Here is a 1,218-nt window from a genome sequence, read left to right as displayed (position 1 = left end):
GATCCACGCCATGCGTGGATAGGGTCAGGCCGGTACGCCGGCTACCTTCGCGAACGCGCTGCGGAAGCGCGCCATCTCTTCCTCGGTGCCCACGGTCACGCGCACGCGCTGCGGCCAGATCGGCCAGTTGCGGCCGATCACCACGCCGTTGTCCGCCATCGCCTTGGCAAAGGCCGCGCCGTCGCGCTGCACATCCACCACGAAGCAGTTCGCTTCGGTCGGCAGGCAGTCAAAGCCACGCTTGCCCAGCCAGGCGATGGTGGCCTGCCGGACCTTGGCGTTCTGCAGACGTCGCTGCGGGATCAACTGCGGGTCGCGCAGGCTGGCCAGTGCCGCTGCAAGGGCGGGCACCGGCAGCGGGTTCTCGCCCAGGCTCGCCAGCTCGCGCAGGCGCTCCGGATGCGCTGCAGCCACGCCAAGACGCAGGCCGGCCATGCCGTACAGCTTGGAGAAGGTGCGCAGCACGATCAGGTCATCGCGCTGGGCCACCTGTGCAATCAGGCTGGGCTGTTCGCTGTACTGCAGATAGGCCTCGTCCAGCAGCACCCGGGTACCTGCGGGCTTGTTGGCCAGCAGCCAGGCCAGCTCGTTGGCCGGACTGATCGAGCCGGTGGGGTTGTTGGGATTGCACACGTACAGCAGGCCGGTCGGTCGCGCGTGCGCGGCGGCCGCCATCGCGCGCAGGTCGTGCGCGCCATCGCCGCGCAGCGGTACCTTCTGCACGTGGGCACCACGCGAGGCAGCCATCTCGCCCAGCGTCTCGAAGGTCGGGTCGGCCACCACCAGGCCCGCCTGCGGGCCGGTCCACAGTGTCGCCGCACGGTTCAGCGGTTCGCTGGAGCCCGGATACAGGCGCACGTGGTTGGCGGGAATGCCCGCCTGGGCGATGAATGCGTCGCGCACCTCACCGGCCAGGGCGAAGCGGTAACGGCCGCAGCTGGCGATGCTGTCGAGCGCCGCCTGCTGGGCGGCCGGCGAGGGGCCATAGGGGCATTCGTTGAAGTTCAGCAGCACCGCGCCCGCATCGGCGGGTGGCGGCGCAACGGTCGCCGGCTGTGCCTGGGCCGACCGGGGCAGGCCGCTGCTGGCGAGGGCGAGACCGGCACCGGCCAGCTGCAGGAAGTGGCGACGGGAGGCAGGCAAGGTCACAGGGGGCGGTTCCGGAAGGGCGACCGACGCACGCTAGCGCTGGTGGTCAGTGCGGGCAAGGGGGTATGC

The 1,218-nt window shown here is 70.9% G+C and carries 1 protein-coding gene; it reads right to left on the bottom strand.

The annotated features are described in order from the left end of the window. Window positions 1-24 precede the first annotated feature (24 nt). Window positions 25-1,149, bottom strand: a complete 1,125-nt coding sequence (locus AC1VAN_RS22400) for a pyridoxal phosphate-dependent aminotransferase (RefSeq protein WP_442252049.1) — start codon at window positions 1,147-1,149, stop codon at window positions 25-27. Window positions 1,150-1,218: the final 69 nt, after the last annotated feature.

Source organism: Stenotrophomonas sp. 05L44_2, assembly GCF_056665995.1.
The sequence above is the reverse complement of the archived record's forward strand: the minus strand, read 5'-3'. Positions and strand labels throughout refer to the sequence as shown.